Annotated in this window: 14 protein-coding genes; 7 read left to right on the top strand and 7 right to left on the bottom strand. The window is 54.0% G+C overall.

The window, feature by feature from the left end; genetic code table 11:
* Positions 1-52 precede the first annotated feature (52 nt).
* On the bottom strand, positions 53-835 hold the full coding sequence (locus tag DEU53_RS12690) for an SDR family oxidoreductase (protein ID WP_110867322.1): 783 nt from the start codon (positions 833-835) through the stop codon (positions 53-55).
* A 134-nt stretch (positions 836-969) separates the two neighbouring features.
* Here DEU53_RS12690 and DEU53_RS12685 point away from each other — a divergent pair, with 134 nt between their 5' ends.
* Both DEU53_RS12685 and mug read left to right on the top strand, forming a co-directional pair.
* The gene (locus DEU53_RS12685) at positions 970-1,557 is read left to right on the top strand and encodes a TetR/AcrR family transcriptional regulator (protein ID WP_110867321.1); all 588 of its coding nucleotides are present in this window, start codon (positions 970-972) and stop codon (positions 1,555-1,557) included.
* Positions 1,554-2,069: a G/U mismatch-specific DNA glycosylase gene (gene mug / locus DEU53_RS12680; RefSeq protein ID WP_110867320.1), complete on the top strand. Its 516-nt coding sequence runs from the start codon at positions 1,554-1,556 to the stop codon at positions 2,067-2,069. The genes DEU53_RS12685 and mug overlap by 4 nt, the downstream gene beginning before the upstream one ends.
* A 63-nt stretch (positions 2,070-2,132) precedes the next feature.
* Here mug and rpoD read toward each other — a convergent pair whose 3' ends face one another.
* From rpoD to rpsU, 3 genes are all read right to left on the bottom strand, one after another.
* The gene (gene rpoD, locus DEU53_RS12675; protein WP_064738465.1) at positions 2,133-3,974 is read right to left on the bottom strand and encodes an RNA polymerase sigma factor RpoD; all 1,842 of its coding nucleotides are present in this window, start codon (positions 3,972-3,974) and stop codon (positions 2,133-2,135) included.
* A gap of 379 nt (positions 3,975-4,353) precedes the next feature.
* Positions 4,354-6,099: a DNA primase gene (dnaG, locus tag DEU53_RS12670; RefSeq protein ID WP_110867319.1), complete on the bottom strand. Its 1,746-nt coding sequence runs from the start codon at positions 6,097-6,099 to the stop codon at positions 4,354-4,356.
* A gap of 118 nt (positions 6,100-6,217) precedes the next feature.
* Complete coding sequence (rpsU, locus tag DEU53_RS12665) at positions 6,218-6,433, bottom strand: 30S ribosomal protein S21 (RefSeq protein WP_008103436.1); 216 nt, start codon at positions 6,431-6,433, stop codon at positions 6,218-6,220.
* Between the two features lie 281 nt (positions 6,434-6,714).
* Here rpsU and tsaD point away from each other — a divergent pair, with 281 nt between their 5' ends.
* Positions 6,715-7,728: a tRNA (adenosine(37)-N6)-threonylcarbamoyltransferase complex transferase subunit TsaD gene (gene tsaD / locus DEU53_RS12660; RefSeq protein ID WP_110867318.1), complete on the top strand. Its 1,014-nt coding sequence runs from the start codon at positions 6,715-6,717 to the stop codon at positions 7,726-7,728.
* Between the two features lie 29 nt (positions 7,729-7,757).
* On the opposite strand, the gene plsY is transcribed toward tsaD, so the two are convergent.
* Positions 7,758-8,357 (bottom strand): glycerol-3-phosphate 1-O-acyltransferase PlsY, encoded by a 600-nt coding sequence (plsY, locus tag DEU53_RS12655; RefSeq protein ID WP_101762983.1) that lies wholly within the window; start codon positions 8,355-8,357, stop codon positions 7,758-7,760.
* 107 nt (positions 8,358-8,464) lie between these two features.
* Here plsY and folB point away from each other — a divergent pair, with 107 nt between their 5' ends.
* Together folB and bacA are read left to right on the top strand one after the other, a co-directional pair.
* Positions 8,465-8,824 (top strand): bifunctional dihydroneopterin aldolase/7,8-dihydroneopterin epimerase, encoded by a 360-nt coding sequence (gene folB, locus DEU53_RS12650; RefSeq protein ID WP_110867317.1) that lies wholly within the window; start codon positions 8,465-8,467, stop codon positions 8,822-8,824.
* 191 nt (positions 8,825-9,015) lie between these two features.
* Complete coding sequence (gene bacA, locus DEU53_RS12640; protein WP_101762986.1) at positions 9,016-9,834, top strand: undecaprenyl-diphosphate phosphatase; 819 nt, start codon at positions 9,016-9,018, stop codon at positions 9,832-9,834.
* Positions 9,835-9,852: 18 nt separating this feature from the next.
* Here the strand turns inward: bacA and DEU53_RS12635 are convergent, their stop codons facing one another.
* Both DEU53_RS12635 and DEU53_RS12630 read right to left on the bottom strand, forming a co-directional pair.
* Complete coding sequence (locus DEU53_RS12635) at positions 9,853-11,085, bottom strand: multifunctional CCA addition/repair protein (RefSeq protein WP_110867316.1); 1,233 nt, start codon at positions 11,083-11,085, stop codon at positions 9,853-9,855.
* A gap of 142 nt (positions 11,086-11,227) precedes the next feature.
* A complete protein-coding gene (locus DEU53_RS12630) occupies positions 11,228-11,851 on the bottom strand; it encodes a TIGR04211 family SH3 domain-containing protein (RefSeq protein ID WP_101762988.1) in 624 nt (207 codons plus the stop codon).
* A gap of 204 nt (positions 11,852-12,055) precedes the next feature.
* On the opposite strand from DEU53_RS12630, the gene DEU53_RS12625 reads away from it, so the two are divergent.
* Complete coding sequence (locus tag DEU53_RS12625) at positions 12,056-13,366, top strand: inorganic triphosphatase (protein WP_110867315.1); 1,311 nt, start codon at positions 12,056-12,058, stop codon at positions 13,364-13,366.
* A gap of 25 nt (positions 13,367-13,391) precedes the next feature.
* Positions 13,392-16,250 carry a bifunctional [glutamate--ammonia ligase]-adenylyl-L-tyrosine phosphorylase/[glutamate--ammonia-ligase] adenylyltransferase gene (glnE, locus tag DEU53_RS12620; RefSeq protein ID WP_110867314.1) on the top strand — a complete coding sequence of 953 codons (2,859 nt, stop codon included), beginning with the start codon at positions 13,392-13,394 and terminating at the stop codon, positions 16,248-16,250.
* Positions 16,251-16,262 lie beyond the last annotated feature (12 nt).

Raw genomic sequence — 16,262 nt, 5'->3', positions numbered from 1 at the left:
GCCCAATCATCATTGGTTTTTGAGACCAGGCTCATTCGAAAGTTTGCTGATACTACAAATAGCGTGATGCAGGCTTGTTAAGCGAGATAAAGGGCAATATGGCGATGCGTGCCTCTTCATAACTCTGCCAAAGTTGCACATCTTCAACGGATGGGATGGTCACCAACTCGCCGGCATCAAGTCCACGTAGCGCAGCCGAGACTAAATCATCCACTTCCATCAGCATCTCAGCGGGAAGTTCGTTAATGGATTTTCCTGCGCGCTCGAAGATCTCAGTGCGCGTTAAGCCTGGCAACACCGCCTGCATACGCACACCGCTTTCGGCTAATTCACGATGCAAATTACGGGTCAGGGAAAGCACATACGCTTTGCTGGCGTTGTACGCGCCATTCGCCGATTCGCTCACTAGCGCTAGCACTGAAGCAATATTCACTATCGTACCATTGCGACGTGCACGAAACGCCTGCGCAGCAGTGTGGGCCAGCTGTGTCAGCGCCACGATATTTAACGTCAGCATTGTTTGAATTTTCGCGATGTCACCGTCGATGAATTCACCTTCAACCGTCATGCCCGCATTGTTTACCAGCAGAGTAATCGCTTTATTTTGCTGGATTTCGTGATCGACTCTTTGCAAATCATCATGGTTGGTGAGATCGGCCGCTAACACGCTGACTTCAACGCCATGTGATTCACGCAAAGATTGCGCCAACAGATTGAGCCTGGCTTCATCGCGCGCCACCAGAATCAAGTTTGTGCCGCGTGCTGCCAGCTGTTTTGCATAGGTCGCGCCAATTCCGCTTGATGCGCCGGTGATCAAAGCCAAGTGTTGTGGCATGGTGTATTCCTTTAAATGATGGTTATCATATTTACGAGGTTTAATATGACGATCATAATATTTGTCGTCAAGCTAGAATATGATGGTTGTAATAATTACACTGATTGCTATCAACGATTTCGGAGTCAATGAAGATGGAAAAGCTGAGCCATAAAGCGCGTACGCGACAGCGCATTCTGGATGAAGCCTCTGTGGTAATGCGCGAGAACGGCACTGAAAGCATCGGTGTCGCGGCGCTGATGAAGCGCGTGGGCTTAACGCACGGCGGCTTTTATGCCCACTTCGCCTCGCGCGAAGATTTAGTGCAAGCGGTGATCGCTGAGATGTTTGCCGATTCGGCGCGCCGCTTTGCGGATATCACCTCAATTAACGATCCCGCTGAACGACTGAGTCAGTTAATCGATAGCTATTTATCCGAGCATCATTGCAACACGCCGGGTGAAGGCTGTCCGCTGCCTGCGCTGGTGAGTGAAATGGCACATTTACCGGTTGAGGCGCGCACACTATTTTCCCAGCGGCGAGAAGCCATGCGGCAGCGCCTGGCGTTGACGCTACATGAACTTAACCATCCGCATGCGGATGACGCCGCGACCACCATGTTGGCTGAAATGGTTGGCGCGGTGGCAATGGCACGTGCTTGTCCGGACGACGAGGAAGCACGTACGATGCTGGCGAGCAGTCGTCGGTCGGTAAAACAACGCGCCGGACTGGAGATGGCATGAGCGAGCACGATATCCGCGACATTATTGCGCCTGATTTACAGGTGCTGTTTTGTGGCATCAATCCGGGCAAATCGTCGGCGCACACCGGATTTCACTTTGCGCATCCCGGTAATCGCTTTTGGAAGGTGATTTATCAGGCCGGCTTTACGCGCGAGTTACTTAAGCCCGAGCAGGAGCAGCGGCTGCTGGAAACTGGCTGTGGCATCACCATGCTGGTGGAGCGTCCAACGGTGCAGGCTAACGAGTTGGACGGCGATGAATTACGCGACGGTGGTTCACGCCTGCAGCAAAAAATTCTGCACTATCAGCCGCGTGCGTTGGCGGTGTTGGGCAAGGATGCTTTTCAGAAAGCGTTTCGTCAGCGCAAAGTTGAGTGGGGCGAGCAGCCGCAAACGCTGGGTGAAACGCGTTTGTGGGTGCTGCCTAATCCAAGCGGGTTAAATCGTGCGACGCTGGAAGAGATGGCCGCATCCTATCGCCAACTGCATGATTGGCTGCAGAGCAACGCGTGAAAGAGCTATTCTTCAGGCAATAAAAAACCCCGGCAAACCGGGGTTTTTTCGTCTCGACAACGATTAATCGTCGAGGAAGCTACGCAGTACTTCTGAGCGGCTTGGGTGACGCAGTTTACGCAGCGCCTTGGCTTCGATCTGACGAATACGCTCACGCGTTACATCAAACTGTTTGCCAACCTCTTCCAGCGTGTGGTCGGTGTTCATATCGATACCGAAACGCATACGCAGAACTTTCGCTTCGCGCGCGGTCAGGCCGGCCAACACGTCGTGGGTCGCTGAGCGCAGGCTTTCCGAGGTTGCGGAATCCAGCGGCAGCTCCAGCGTGGTGTCTTCGATAAAATCGCCCAGATGCGAATCTTCATCATCACCAATCGGCGTCTCCATAGAGATCGGCTCTTTAGCGATTTTCAGCACTTTGCGGATCTTATCTTCAGGCATCAGCATACGTTCAGCCAGCTCTTCCGGCGTCGGTTCGCGACCCATCTCCTGCAGCATCTGACGCGAAATACGGTTGAGTTTGTTGATGGTCTCAATCATATGCACCGGAATACGGATGGTGCGCGCCTGGTCAGCGATAGAGCGGGTGATAGCCTGACGGATCCACCATGTAGCGTAAGTTGAGAACTTATAACCACGACGATATTCAAACTTATCAACGGCTTTCATCAGACCGATGTTGCCTTCCTGAATCAAATCGAGGAACTGCAGACCACGGTTGGTGTATTTCTTGGCGATAGAGATAACCAGACGTAAGTTTGCTTCAACCATCTCTTTCTTCGCACGGCGCGCTTTCGCTTCGCCGATAGACATGCGACGGTTAATGTCCTTCACCTGCTCGATGGTCAAGCCGGTTTCTTCTTCGATCTGCTGCAGTTTGTACAGCGAACGATTCACATCATCTTCAACTTCCAGCAGCTTCTCAGACCAAGGCTTGTTCATCGCCAGCGCGGCTTTGAACCAGCTTGGGTTGGTTTCGTTGCCGGTGAACAGCGTGATGAAATTTTTCTTCGGCATTTTGCACAGTTCAATACACAGCTTCATGATCAGGCGCTCTTGCGTACGCACGCGCTCCATCATTTCACGCATATTGTTTACCAGGTAATCGAACTGCTTCGGTACCAGGCGGAACTGCTTGAACACTTCAGAGAGATTCTGGATTTCGGCTACGGCGTCAGCATGGCTGCGACCTTTCGCTTTGATGACGGTACGCGTGGTTTCATACTGCGTACGCAGGTCGCCAAACTTCTCGCGAGCCAGTTCTGGATCGATAGAATTATCGTCGTCAGAGCTGTCGTCATCCTCTTCATCTTCTTCTTCATCGTCGTTACGATCTTCCTGAGATAACTCAGAACCCACGTGCGTGGCGGTCGGCGCGATATCTTCTTCCGCGTTAGGATCGATGAAGCCGATGATCAAGTCAGACAGGCGATAGTCGCCCGCTTCAACGCGATCATACTGATCGAGTAGATAGGTGATCGCTTCCGGATATTCGGCTACAGAGCATTGGACCTGGTTGATACCGTCTTCGATGCGCTTAGCGATGTCAATTTCGCCTTCGCGCGTCAGCAGTTCAACGGTACCCATTTCGCGCATGTACATGCGCACCGGGTCGGTGGTACGGCCAATTTCAGATTCAACACTGGATAAAACCTGAGCGGCGGCTTCTGCGGCATCTTCGTCAGTATCGGAGCTGTTTTCATTCAGTATCAGATCATCAGCATCAGGCGCTTCTTCAACAACCTGAATACCCATGTCATTAATCATCTGGATGATGTCTTCGATCTGATCGGAGTCGACGATATCTTCCGGCAGATGGTCATTGACCTCAGCATAGGTCAAATAGCCTTGCTCCTTACCACGGGTGACAAGTAGCTTAAGCTGTGACTGCGGGTTTTGCTCCATAAGACGGTATCCACACTTCTGTTAATTAGATTGGTGTCGGTCGGCGCGAGCCAACTATAACAGTGAAGGCGTTGTGTTTTTGCCGCTGCCTACATCGCGGCCAGGGCTGAAGCCCATCTATAATCGGCACTTAAGCCGCTTGTGTTCTTTCCGAGGCTAACTTACTTGCCATTTTCAGTGCTGGCAGTGCTCGCAATCCTCACGTACTTCAGTACGCTCCGGTTGCTGTGCGCTGGCAGCACTGAAACTGGCTGCGACGTTGACGCCTCTAAATTTGTGCTGTGTGTTTCCGGCTTCGCTTATCGCGTCTATCATTCCGGAAATCACTGAACCAGAATGCTGTTTTTAACGTACTTGCAGTTCTGATCCCGTTAAAATCTTATTTTTTCGCTAATGCCTGGCTTAAAGCCCAGAATTCACGGCGTTCGACGGCGCTTAGGCCTTCAGTTCGCTCGCGTGCGATCAGCGCTTCAAGGCGCTGTTCGAGTGCGGAATCGTAAATGCTCGCCAGTGAATCCTGGAACACTTCTTCCGCCTCTTCATCCACTATCATGTGGTTCCAGGTGGCCAGTGTTTCAAGGGGCTGGCTAAAATTTGTTCCGCGATATAACTCTAGTAGCTGTCCGGTGGTCAGGCCAGGATTCTCTGTACAACGGCTGACTAACTCCACAAATAGCGGTAAACCCGCCATTTTTGACTGCTCAAGTCCATCCAGTGTAGGCACGATGGAGGCAAATTGCGGATTCTGCACTAATAACGCGATCAAAACGCGCATGGTGGTGCGCTTCAACGGTGGGGCAGTTGGCAGCACTCCGCTTTCTGCCAGCTTCGGCATCAGCTTGTCTAACTGGTTATCGTCAAGAATCCCGAGTTTATTACCCAAGGTTTGACGCATATAAATGCGCAGCGTTTCACCGGGAATTTGACTAATCAGCGGTAACGCCAAGGTCGCCAGCTTGGTCTTGCCATCGCGTGTACTCAAATCCACTTGCGGCATCAGGCTGTCGAACAAAAATGTGGAGAGCGGTGTAGCCTGCTCCATCCGCGCTTCAAAGGCTGCTTTGCCCTCTTTGCGTACCAGCGTGTCCGGATCCTCGCCATCGGGCAAAAACATAAAGCGTAGCTGACGACCATCATTCATGTAAGGCAATGCGGTTTCGAGCGTACGCCATGCCGCTTCACGTCCGGCGCGATCGCCGTCGTAACAGCAAATCACGGTATCCGTTGAGCGGTAAAGCAGCTGAACGTGTTCAGCGGTGGTCGAAGTGCCCAACGAAGCTACGGCATAATCGATGCCAAACTGCGCCAGCGCCACCACGTCCATATAACCTTCGACAACCAGCAAACGCGTGGGTTGCGGATGATTTTTCTGCGCTTCATAAAGTCCGTATAACTGGCGGCCTTTATGGAAAATCGGTGTTTCCGGTGAGTTCAGATACTTTGGCGTATCGTTGCCCAGCACGCGGCCACCAAAACCAATCACGCGGCCACGCTTATCGCGAATAGGGAACATCACACGATCGCGGAAGCGATCGTAGGTGCGGCCTGAGTCATTACTGACCAACATGCCCGCTTCCATCAGTGATTCGCGATCGTCTTTCTGCTGCCCAAAGCGCTTCAGAGCATTATCCCAACCCGCAGGCGCATAGCCGATAGCGAAGTGATCGATCACTTCCTGACTAAGACCGCGCGTGGCGAGATAGTTCTGTGCAGATTGCGCTTGTGGATTACGCAGGCTCTGTTGATAGAAGCCGTTCAGGCCATCCAGCAACTGATAAAGACTTTGACGTTGATGGCGCTCCATCTGGCTAGGACCGTTGCCCGCTTCATACGGCACTTCTAAGCCATGAAGCGTGGCGAGCTCCTCAACGCTCTCAACAAATTCCAGACGATCGTGATTCATCAGGAAGTCGATGGCGTTGCCTTTGGCGCCACAGCCGAAGCAGTAATAGAACTGCTTCTCACCGCTTACGGTGAAAGAGGGGGTTTTCTCGTTATGAAAAGGACAGCACGCGTGATAGTTCTTACCCTGCTTTTTCAGCTTAACGCGGGCATCGATAATATCCACGATGTCCGTGCGGGCAAGTAAGTCGTTGATAAATATGCGTGGAATTCGTCCAGCCATAAGCCCCGATTTTTCAGCTCATAAACGACAACAAGCCGCGCTTCCTTTCGGAAAGCACGGCCTTTTACTTGACTCTGTCTGCGTTTATCACGCGGCGGAAGCAAGCTTCCGCAAGAAATTAGTACAGACGAGTGCGGCGTGCGTTTTCGCGAGCCAGTTTCTTGGCATGACGCTTAACTGCAGATGCTTTAGCGCGCTTACGCTCAGTGGTAGGCTTCTCGTAGAACTCACGGCTACGAACTTCTGCCAAAACACCTGCTTTCTCGCATGAACGCTTAAAGCGACGCAGTGCTACGTCGAACGGCTCGTTTTCACGTACTTTAATTACCGGCATGTAACTCTTACCTCGATAAAATTCGGTTTTTGCTGCTGACTGCGGCGCCAGCACATTTCAAAATGGTGCAGCATTTTACTCCAGCCGCGGCCGACTTGTAAAGCACCATGTATAATTTAGAACCAACAGGGGCATATGCCATCGCGGCTGCCGGTTTTTTCAGGCCGTGGAGTATAGCGCACTCTTTGTGCGACAGAAAAACACTTTTTCAGGGGCAAAGTCTCTGGCGTGAGAATTGCCTGTGTTACACTGCGCGCCGCACGAAGAGGGTGATAAAAGCTATGCGAGTTCTGGGTATTGAAACGTCCTGCGATGAAACCGGCATCGCGATTTACGACGATGCGTCCGGTCTGCTGGCAAATCAACTATATAGCCAGGTGAAACTGCATGCCGATTACGGCGGCGTGGTGCCGGAACTGGCATCGCGTGACCACGTCCGTAAAACCGTGCCGCTGATTCAGGCGGCACTGAAAGAAGCGGGCCTTGAGCCACAACAGATTAACGGCGTCGCCTACACCGCCGGGCCCGGATTGGTGGGGGCGCTGCTGGTTGGCGCCACCATTGGCCGAGCGTTGGCATTCGCCTGGAATGTGCCGGCGGTGCCGGTGCATCATATGGAAGGGCATCTTCTGGCGCCGATGCTGGAAGAGAATCCGCCGGAATTCCCGTTTGTCGCGCTGCTGGTTTCCGGCGGGCATACGCAATTGATCAGCGTGACCGGCATTGGTGAATACACCTTATTGGGCGAATCGATTGACGATGCGGCTGGCGAAGCGTTCGATAAAACCGCCAAGCTGCTGGGGCTGGATTATCCCGGCGGACCGATGCTGTCGCGTATGGCGCAGCAAGGCACGCCAAACCGTTTCCGCTTCCCGCGGCCAATGACCGATCGTCCGGGGCTGGATTTCAGCTTCTCCGGCCTGAAAACCTTTGCGGCGAATACCATTCGCGAGCATCAGGGCGACGAGCAAGCTCGCGCGGATATTGCTCGCGCATTTGAAGATGCGGTGGTTGATACCTTAATGATTAAGTGCAAACGCGCGCTTGAGCAAACTGGCTTTAAACGTTTGGTGATTGCGGGTGGCGTCAGCGCCAACCGCACGTTGCGTGAGCGCATGGTCGAGATGATGCAAAAGCGTGGCGGCGAGGTGTTTTACGCACGCCCTGAGTTTTGCACCGATAACGGCGCGATGATTGCTTACGCGGGCATGGTGCGCCTCAAAGGCGGCACCAGCGGTGGACTCAGCGTCAGCGTGCGGTCGCGCTGGCCGCTAGCAGAATTGCCCGCCATCTAAAATAAAAAACCGGCCTTGCGCCGGTTTTTTTATTTCTTCTTATTCCGTTTCCAGATCTTATTTTCCTGGCCGCGCCATAGGCGCTGGATGTTGTCGTGGTGCCGCAACAGAATCAGACACGAGAGCATCGAAACGGGGAAAGTAAATTGCGGTTTGAACCACCACACGTAAAAGGGTGCGATCAGCGCGCTGACAATCGCGCCAAGTGATGAATAGCCGCTTAGCAGCACCGTCAGCAGCCAGGTGCCGGTCATCAATCCCGTCAAATCCCAGCCAATCGGTGCAATCGCACCAAAGGCCGTCGCCACGCCTTTACCGCCGCGAAAACGAAAGAACACCGGATAGATGTGGCCCAGACAGGCGGCAATCGCCGTGAGGCCAAGATAGAGCGGGGCAACGTGCAGCAGATAAGCGATCCACACCGGCAGCATGCCTTTTGCCACGTCGAAAATCAGCACCGCCGCAGCGGCGGCTTTACCACCAATGCGCAAAACGTTGGTCGCGCCAGGATTGCCTGAGCCTTGCGAGCGCGGATCGGGTAAACCAGCCAGTTTACAGACCAATATCGCACTGGAAATCGAGCCGCAAAGATACGCGAAAATAATCATACCAAGCGCGATAGCACTCATAGCGTCGTACCGTTCCTTTTGGGTCGTTTTGTTCTCGATAAGCGTGGATAATACGCATAATCCGCCGGAAGTGGTATCCGGCTTAGCCAAAAACAGAGACTGACATCATGGATATCGTATTTATCGAGCAGCTTACCGTGTTCACAACTATTGGCGTTTACGACTGGGAACAGGGCATGCAGCAGAAGCTGGTGCTCGATGTCGAAATGGCGTGGGACAACCGTCACGCCGCCGCCAGCGACGATGTGAATGATTGTCTGAGCTACGCCGATGTCACGGAAGTGATCCTCAATCATCTGCAAGGCCAGCGTTTTGCCCTGGTCGAAAGGGTAGCAGAAGAAATCGCCGATCTGTTGATGAATCGTTTCACAACCCCTGGAGTACGCATAAAGGTAGGCAAACCGGGCGCTGTAGCGCAGGCGGCCAGCGTTGGCGTACGTATTGAGCGCGGGACTATTCCGAAATAAATCTTCCGTGATTGCCATCACAATGAAACCAAACCAAATTATGGTGTGTCTCACTTGAGACCGTTGCGCTAACCAGCAGGAAGTGACCGAATTTCTTAAGGTTTCCTTCAGCGTGACGCAGGCATAATTTCAGGCGGTAGCCCTTTGCGACCGCCTTTTTACTGTTTAAAACGGATAGAGGAAATATTTTGATGGCAGACATTCACCAGCTTTGGGTAGCTGCAATCCTGGGGGTTGTAGAAGGCCTCACGGAATTCCTGCCGGTCTCTTCCACGGGCCACATGATTATTGTTGGCCATCTGTTGGGTTTTGAAGGCCAGACCGCTGAAACCTTCGAAGTGGTGATTCAGCTCGGTTCAATTCTGGCTGTGGTCGTGATGTTCTGGCGCCGCTTGTTTGGTTTGATCGGCATTCACTTCGGTGAGGTCAAACATGAAGGCGTGGGTACGGGCAAATTAACCCTGATTCATATTCTGTTGGGTATGGTGCCTGCGGTGGTGATTGGTTTGCTGCTGCACGACCAAATCAAAACGCTGTTTAACCCGATCAACGTGATGTATGCGCTGGTGGTCGGCGGTGTGCTGCTGCTGGTGGCGGAATACTTCAAGCCGAAGCAGCCGAAAGCGGTTGGCGTTGACGATATCACTTACCGTCAGGCATTTATGATTGGCTGCTTCCAGTGTCTGGCGCTGTGGCCGGGCTTCTCGCGCTCAGGTGCGACGATTTCTGGCGGTATGCTGATGGGCGTGAGCCGTTATGCGGCGTCAGAGTTCTCGTTCATTCTGGCGGTACCGATGATGATTGGCGCCACCGGACTGGATCTCTACAAGAGCCTCGGCTTCCTGACGATGCAGGATTTCCCAATGTTTGCCGTCGGTTTTGTAACGGCTTTCGTCGTGGCGCTGCTGGCGATCAAGGTGTTCCTTGAGCTGATCAAGCGTATCTCGTTCGTCTCTTTCGCTATCTACCGCTTCATTGTTGCGGCCGTGGTTTACGCCATCTTTATGTAAATTGCCCCGCGCGGCTGGTTACACTGGCCGCGCGTTAATCAATTGCGCCTGCAGCACCGCCACACGCCGACGCGTCAACTCTTCCCGCACTTCCGCCCCTTTAAAACCTGCTGCCACCACCTCTTTGGTTGGCACCGCTTGCGCCAGCGCAAACGCCTGACGCAAATAGTCGCCTTGCGGATAAGTCATGCTTTCCAGACCCGCACGCCCGCGCGCATCCGCTTCGCTGGTCAGCGCCATCTTCTCCACGCGATCGGGCTTGCGCCAGGCATCAATTCGATCAAAAAGCGCGATTAACGCGTCAGCTGGCTGGCGCTCAATGGTGTGCACCACGTCATGGAATTCGGTCACCACTAACGCCAAATCACGCACCTGATTCGGCACGCGCAGGCGCTGGCACAGCGCTTCAACAATCGGCACGCCCGCGAGGCCATGACCATGATGGCTCGGCCATTTTTCTGCTGGCGTCAGCGCCTTACCGACATCGTGGAACAGCGTAGCGAAACGCACATCAAGCTGATCCGAGAGCGCAGCGGACATAGCCAGCGTCATCAGCGCATGGATGCCGGTATCAATCTCGGGATGCCATTTGATCGGGGCCGGAATGCCATAAAGATTATCGATTTCCGGGAACAGCACCTGCAGCGCGCCGCAATCACGTAATACCTGGAAATAGACCTGTGGATTACGCGTCAACAACGCTTTTTCCGTCTCTTTCCACACCCGTTCTGCGGTGAGATGCGCCAGTTCGCCGCTGACCGCCATTTCGCGCATCAGCGCCTGGGTTTCATCAGCAATACGGAAATTCAGATGGGCAAAGCGGGCGGCGAAACGCGCCACGCGCAGTACACGCAGCGGATCTTCGTTAAAGGCGCTGGAAACATGGCGCAGCTGGCGTTTCGCCAGGTCGCGCTGACCGCCATATGGATCAATCAGCTCGCCGCTGTCGCTTTGAGCGATGGCATTGATGGTGAGATCGCGGCGCTGCAAATCTTGCTCAAGCGTGACATCCGGCGCGAACTGCGTCACAAAGCCGGTGTAACCGTTGCCGCTTTTGCGTTCCGTACGCGCCAGCGCATACTCTTCACGGCTTCGCGGATGCAAAAAAACCGGAAAATCCCGGCCAACCTGCTGATAACCTTCCGCCAGCATCGCATCTGGCGTCGCGCCTACAACAACCCAATCTCTATCTTTTACCGGCAAACGCAGTAAGGCATCGCGCACTGCGCCACCGACCAGAAACGTCTTCACTCAACCACTCCAGAGGCAGATCAAAAATTGCGTGCTGAACACGCTTGTTACTTTATTGTTGCATACTTTGGCTAAATATCGGGCACGCCAAAAAGGGCATCTTACGATCCCCTTAAATAAAAGAACAAATCTGCGTGGCGCGTTAGTTCATCCAGCGATCGTTTTTCTTACGACGCGGTACCATATGCGGCAGCAACAGACCCAACAGCAGACCAACGCCCAGCACGCCGCCGCCATACATAAACCATTGCATGATGATGGTGCGCTGCTTGTCATCCAGTTGCACATTGGCGGCGCTGACTTTCTTCTGCGCGACAATCAGCTCATTTTTCAGCTTCTGATTCTCCGCTTTCAGGCCATCAATGGTGCCGTCGCTGTTGGCGACTTTGTTCTGCATCTCAGAAGTGCGCTGATTCCAGCTGTTGTCAATATTCGCTAGCTTGGCCGTCAGATCTTTAACCTGCTGCTCCAGTTGCGGTACGCGGGTACGCAGGCTAGGACTGGCGCTCAGTTGCGACAGTGGAATCCAGTTAGTTTTGCCTTCTGCATCACGAATCTGACCATATTGAGAGTCGTTATTGGTCTGCAGCAAGGTCACTTCCTCTCCGGCGTTCAGCTTACCGATCAGGCGATATTGATCGCCCGGACCGCTGCGCACCCAAGTGGATAATTCATCGGAGATGTAGCGTTTTTCGTCAGCAGCATGAGCAGGTGTGATGGCGCTGAAAGCCAGCAAAGAAAGGGCAGCAAGTGTGATTTTTTTCATTCGATGTCGTTTTTTCTTAATGGCGTAAAATTACCGGCACAGTCTGGAGACGCTTCTCAAAAATCTGAATGAGAACTATCCTGGTCTCAATCCGGTGCGAAAAGGGTCGTAAAAGCACAAGAAAGCGGAGACAGCGGGCTTCCGGTGCATTACTCTTCGCCAGATTAAACTCGTAAGTGCCAGCAGCGTATTGAATAAAAAATTATGACCATCGAAATCGAATTAAAGTTCATTGCTACACCGCAAGCCGCCGAAAAACTGGCGGAAAAGCTTGCCGCGTGGCCACATCAGCACTTCGCCGCGCGCGAGCTGACCAATATCTATTATGAAACCGACGACAACCAACTGCGTCGCTGGGACATGGGCCTGCGCATTCGTGGCGTTGACCAACGCTATGAAATGACGCTGAAAGCGGCCGGTAAAACCGTTGGCGGTCTGCATCAGCGTCCGGAATACAATGTTGATCTCACGGAGCCGCAGCTGGATATCGCACGCCTGCCAGCCGAGATTTGGCCGCAGGGCACCGATATTGCTGCACTGCAATCGCGCCTGCAGCCGCTGTTCAGCACTCATTTCCAGCGCGAAGCCTGGTTGGTGCAATTTGGCGACAGCGAAATTGAAGTGGCGTTTGACCGCGGCGAAGTCGCTGCCGGTGAATTCAGCGAACCGCTTTATGAAGTCGAGCTGGAGCTTAAAAGTGGTCAACGCGATGACATGCTGAAGTTCGCTGAAGCGCTGGTTACGATGGGCGGCTTACGTCTCGGCAGCCTGAGCAAAGCCGCGCGCGGCTATCAGCTGGCGCAGGGTAACTTACCGCGCCCCATCCGTACGTTGCCATTGCAGAAAATCGCCGCGAAAGCGTCGGTTGAGCAGGGCATGATCAACGCAATGACTGCGGCACTGAATCATTGGCAATATCACGAAGAAGTGTGGCTGCGTGGTAATAAAGATGCCAAAGCAGCGGTAATTGATGCGCTGGAAACGCTGCGTCAGGCGTTCTCACTGTTTGGTGCGTTGGTGCCACGCAAAGCCAGCAGCGATCTGCGCCAGAAATTAACCCGTCAGGAAGAGTTGCTGGCCGATGATGAGAACAATGCTGAAGCTACCTGCTTTTCGTTAACTTCGGTTGAGGCTCAGTTAGCACTTACTCACTGGCTGGTCGAGTCGCAGTGGCAAAAATGGCTCGACGACAAGAGCAAAAGCAAGCTGCAGGGATCGTTCAAGCGCTTCAGCGATATTATGCTAAGTCGTATTGCCGCCGATCTCAGAGAAACATTCGTTGATGTTCAACTGTTTAATGAGTTCCAGGATAAAGCGACGCGCCTGAATCGCCAGCTGTTGGCGGTGAACCTGCTGGCGGGTGCTTATCCGGCCGAAGAGGTGAATGTTTGGCTGGACGGTTGGCTGGAGTTACAGCATGCGATTCGAGAGAAGCAGGAACGTGGCTTAATGCATCTGGTTAACCTGGCCGTGCGCCCCGCACCTTTCTGGCTCAATAGCGGAATCAAACGCTAACGAAAAATCCAATCAGGGAGAGAAGATGTTGTTACCGTTACCGGCGCTCATGCAGGCGCAGTTGGCTAATGTGGCAGAGCGACTTAATTTGCCATCCTCAGCGTTCACGCCAGAACAGGCGGGCGCGCTGACCTTTAGTGACTTTATCCTCGATAACCTGCAGCAGCATCCCGAATGGTGGCAGCATCTGCAACAGCAAGCGCCTGTGCCAGATGAGTGGCAGCACTATGCCCGCTGGCTGAATGACGTGCTGCACTCGGTTGAAAATGAAACCTCCCTGATGCGTGAACTGCGTTTGTTCCGTCGTCATATGCTGGTGCGCATCGCCTGGATGCAGGCGCTGCAACATGCCACTACCGAACAAAGTTTGCAGCAACTCAGCACGCTGGCGGAAATCCTCATCGCTGCCGCGCGCGACTGGGTTTGGCAGGATTGCAGCCGCGACTTTGGTACGCCATGCAATGAAGCGGGTGAAGCCCAGCCGATGCTGATTCTCGGCATGGGTAAACTCGGCGGCTGTGAACTCAACTTCTCTTCTGATATCGATCTGATTTTTGCCTGGCCGGAAAACGGCGTAACCCAAGGTGGACGGCGCGAGCTCGACAATGCGCAATTCTTCACGCGCATGGGGCAGCGGCTGATCAAAGTGCTCGATCAACCAACGGTGGATGGATTTGTCTATCGCGTGGACATGCGCCTGCGTCCGTTTGGTGATAGCGGTCCGCTGGTGCTGAGTTTCGCGGCACTGGAAGATTATTATCAGGAGCAGGGCCGCGACTGGGAACGCTATGCAATGGTCAAAGCCCGGCTGATGGGCGACGATCACGGCCACTGGAGCCAGGAATTGCAGCAAATGCTGCGGCCGTTCGTCTATCGCCGCTATATCGATTTCAGCGTGATTCAATCGCTGCGTAACATGAAGGGCATGATTGCGCGCGAGGTGCGTCGACGCGGCTTGAAAGACAACATTAAGCTCGGCGCCGGCGGCATTCGTGAAACGGAATTCATTGTGCAGGTGTTCCAGCTGATTCGCGGCGGACGTGAGCGCTCACTACAACTGCGCTCCTTGCTCCCTACGCTCAAAGCGATTGGTCAGCTGGCTTTGTTAAGTCAGAAACAGGTCGATCATCTACGTGAAGCCTATTTGTTCCTGCGTCGGCTGGAAAACCTGCTGCAAAGCATTAATGACGAGCAAACGCAAACGCTGCCAGAGAACGAGCTCGACCGCCAGCGTTTAGCCTGGGCGATGGGCGCGGCAGACTGGACCGCGCTGATGGCGCAGCTTGAGCTGCAAATGGCCGGTGTGCGCGCCATCTTTGACGAGCTGATTGGCGACGATGCACCGGATGTCGACGATCAGCCGCAGTTGGCTGAGTTTGCCGGGCTGTGGCAGGACGCGCTGGAAGAGAGCGATCTCATCCCGGTGGTACCGCAATTGGACGATGCGCAGCGTCACGCGCTTTACAACGCGTTGAACAACTTCCGCCAGGATGTGAGCCGCCGTACTATTGGTCCGCGTGGTCGTCTGGCGCTCGACCAGTTGATGCCGCGTCTGCTCTGTGAAGTTTGTCCGCGCGAAGATGCCGATGTGCTGCTGAATCGTCTGACGCCGTTGTTGCTGGGCGTGCTGACGCGCAGCACTTATCTGGAATTACTCACCGAATATCATGGCGCGCTGCGTCATCTGATTCGTCTGTGTGCCGCGTCACCAATGGTTGCCAGCCAGTTGGCGCGCTATCCGCTGCTGCTGGATGAGTTACTCGATCCCGCAACGCTGTATCAACCCACCGCGACCGACGCTTACCGCGACGAACTGCGCCAATATCTGCTGCGTATTCCCACCGATGACGAAGAGCAGCAGTTGGAAGCATTGCGCCAGTTTAAACAGGCGCAGCACCTGCGCATCGCCGCTGCCGATATTGCTGAAACGCTACCCGTAATGAAAGTGAGCGATCACTTAACCTGGCTGGCAGAAGCGATTATTGAATCCGTGGTGCAGCAAGCCTGGCAGATGATGGTGCAGCGATATGGTCGTCCATCGCATTTGACTAGCGACAGTGAGCGCGGTTTTGCGGTTGTCGGTTATGGCAAGCTGGGTGGTTGGGAGCTGGGTTACAGCTCTGACCTTGATTTGGTGTTCCTGCATGATTGTCCGGATGATGCGGAAACCGATGGCGAGCGCGTCATTGATGGTCGCCAGTTCTATCTGCGCCTGGCGCAGCGTGTAATGCATCTGTTTAGCACGCGCACGTCGTCCGGCATTTTATATGAAGTGGATGCGCGTCTGCGTCCTTCTGGCGCGGCGGGTATGCTGGTCAGTACTTTTTCCGCTTTCAACGAATACCAGCGCAGCGAAGCATGGACCTGGGAACATCAGGCGCTGGTGCGCGCGCGCATCGTGTTTGGCGAACCTGCGCTCTGTGAACGCTTTGATGAAATCCGCCGTAACGTTCTTTGCCTGCCGCGAGACGTTGAGACGTTGCAAAAAGAAGTGCGCGAAATGCGCGAAAAAATGCGGGCGCATCTCAGCAACAAACAGAAAGGTCGCTGGGAAATTAAGACCGATGAGGGCGGTATCACCGACATTGAATTCATCGCGCAATACCTTGTCTTAAGCTACGCGGCCGATCAGCCAGCGTTGACGCGTTGGTCGGATAATGTCCGCATTTTCGAATTGATGGCGCGTCATGGCATTATGCCGGATGAAGAGGCGCAGGCTTTGACGCATGCGTACGTCACGCTGCGTGATGCACTGCACCATCTGGCATTGCAGGAATTACCGGGCCATGTGGCGCCTGAAGCCTTTGTCGCTGAACGCGCGGTGGTCAACAACAGTTGGCAGCGTTGGTTAAGCGGTACCCAATCTGACAGCGCGGAACAGTGAGCCTGATGGCTT

This window comes from Pantoea sp. AG1095, from assembly GCF_003208415.1.
In the GTDB taxonomy this organism is placed as follows: domain Bacteria; phylum Pseudomonadota; class Gammaproteobacteria; order Enterobacterales; family Enterobacteriaceae; genus Pantoea; species Pantoea leporis.
Note: the sequence above shows the minus strand (reverse complement) of the source record. Positions and strands in the feature narration are given on the sequence as shown.

Bases quoted from the DNA above. Each gene is read 5' to 3' on its own strand.
- DEU53_RS12690 (WP_110867322.1), bottom strand. From the start codon at position 835: ATGCCACAACACTTGGCTTTGATCACCGGCGCATCAAGCGGAATTGGC.
- DEU53_RS12685 (WP_110867321.1), top strand. From the start codon at position 970: ATGGAAAAGCTGAGCCATAAAGCGCGTACGCGACAGCGCATTCTGGAT.
- mug (WP_110867320.1), top strand. From the start codon at position 1,554: ATGAGCGAGCACGATATCCGCGACATTATTGCGCCTGATTTACAGGTG.
- rpoD (WP_064738465.1), bottom strand. From the start codon at position 3,974: ATGGAGCAAAACCCGCAGTCACAGCTTAAGCTACTTGTCACCCGTGGT.
- dnaG (WP_110867319.1), bottom strand. From the start codon at position 6,099: ATGGCTGGACGAATTCCACGCATATTTATCAACGACTTACTTGCCCGC.
- rpsU (WP_008103436.1), bottom strand. From the start codon at position 6,433: ATGCCGGTAATTAAAGTACGTGAAAACGAGCCGTTCGACGTAGCACTG.
- tsaD (WP_110867318.1), top strand. From the start codon at position 6,715: ATGCGAGTTCTGGGTATTGAAACGTCCTGCGATGAAACCGGCATCGCG.
- plsY (WP_101762983.1), bottom strand. From the start codon at position 8,357: ATGAGTGCTATCGCGCTTGGTATGATTATTTTCGCGTATCTTTGCGGC.
- folB (WP_110867317.1), top strand. From the start codon at position 8,465: ATGGATATCGTATTTATCGAGCAGCTTACCGTGTTCACAACTATTGGC.
- bacA (WP_101762986.1), top strand. From the start codon at position 9,016: ATGGCAGACATTCACCAGCTTTGGGTAGCTGCAATCCTGGGGGTTGTA.
- DEU53_RS12630 (WP_101762988.1), bottom strand. From the start codon at position 11,851: ATGAAAAAAATCACACTTGCTGCCCTTTCTTTGCTGGCTTTCAGCGCC.
- DEU53_RS12625 (WP_110867315.1), top strand. From the start codon at position 12,056: ATGACCATCGAAATCGAATTAAAGTTCATTGCTACACCGCAAGCCGCC.
- glnE (WP_110867314.1), top strand. From the start codon at position 13,392: ATGTTGTTACCGTTACCGGCGCTCATGCAGGCGCAGTTGGCTAATGTG.